This window comes from Sphingomonas aestuarii (assembly GCF_054457155.1).
The window spans coordinates 1-967 of the sequence record NZ_JBTKVV010000021.1 but is presented as its reverse complement, the minus strand read 5'-3'; the positions used below and the strand labels follow the sequence as shown (position 1 = coordinate 967).

Sequence of the window (967 nt, the reverse complement as noted above, 5' to 3'; positions counted from 1 at the left end):
TTGTAAGATCGCTTCGGCAGTGGCAATTGGTTCAAGCAGTCGACGTTCTACGACTACTGGATCCCGTGGCAGCACCGGGTCGATCGGTTCGGCGATGCGACCGAGTGCTTGGTCCAGCCGCTCGATGGCAGGCCGTCCCAGCCGCCGAGCCAACGGTGCACGGGGCAGTCCCAACAGGTCACCGATCCGGTCCAAGCCAAAGCGCTTCGCTGCATCAATGGCACGGTCTTCCAGCCGGAGTGCCGCAACCGGTAGTACTGCAATTGACTGTGCCCCCTGCCCCACCGGAACTATCGCGATTGTTCTACCGGAATGTCGCGCGATCGCATGCGCAGCTCCCACGGTGTCGGCCACAGCGATACGGTCCGTAAAACCGAGCCGCTTCAGAAACCGGACAACCCGGCGGCAAAACCGCGCTTCGCCCCCGTGCAAATGCGCGGTGCCGGTGAGATCGAGCAGGAGGCCGTCTGACAAAGCAGCGGCAATCGGTGTCCAATGGGTTGCCGCATGTAACGCCAGCCGTCGAAGCGATAACTCGTCAGCAGCTCGATCATGGGCGCGAATGTCGAGATCGGAAACCAGCGCACGCGCATGCGCAATTGCCATTCCAGTGGACAGACCCAACGCCTCGGCATCCGGACACACAGCGGCCACCAGTAGTGTTCGGCCCACCGGCTCGGATAAAACTAGCGGTTGGCAGTGCGGGGTGATGGCCTCGGCGAAAGTTTGATCGGCGCGCTTGACCTGCGATTTGAACGGGTGGGCCGCGGCCTCGGAATGACGACCAAGCTCCCGCCCTGCCGGACGACGATGCTTTGGCAATGCCGCAATCTGGGCATCGACCTGCGCACGCGCCCATTTGGCACCCGGACGCCAGCCGCCACCGCGCGGTACCGAACACGCACCCGGATCGTCATCGATCGGCAGAGCGGCTGGCAATCGCGGCTTAGGCGGCTCTTTGGATGAT

The 967-nt window shown here is 63.2% G+C and carries 1 protein-coding gene; it reads right to left on the bottom strand.

The window, feature by feature from the left end:
• Nucleotides 1–967, bottom strand: a 967-nt coding sequence (locus ACX0GZ_RS14760; RefSeq protein WP_458817512.1) for a Y-family DNA polymerase, incomplete at both ends; no start/stop codon positions are given.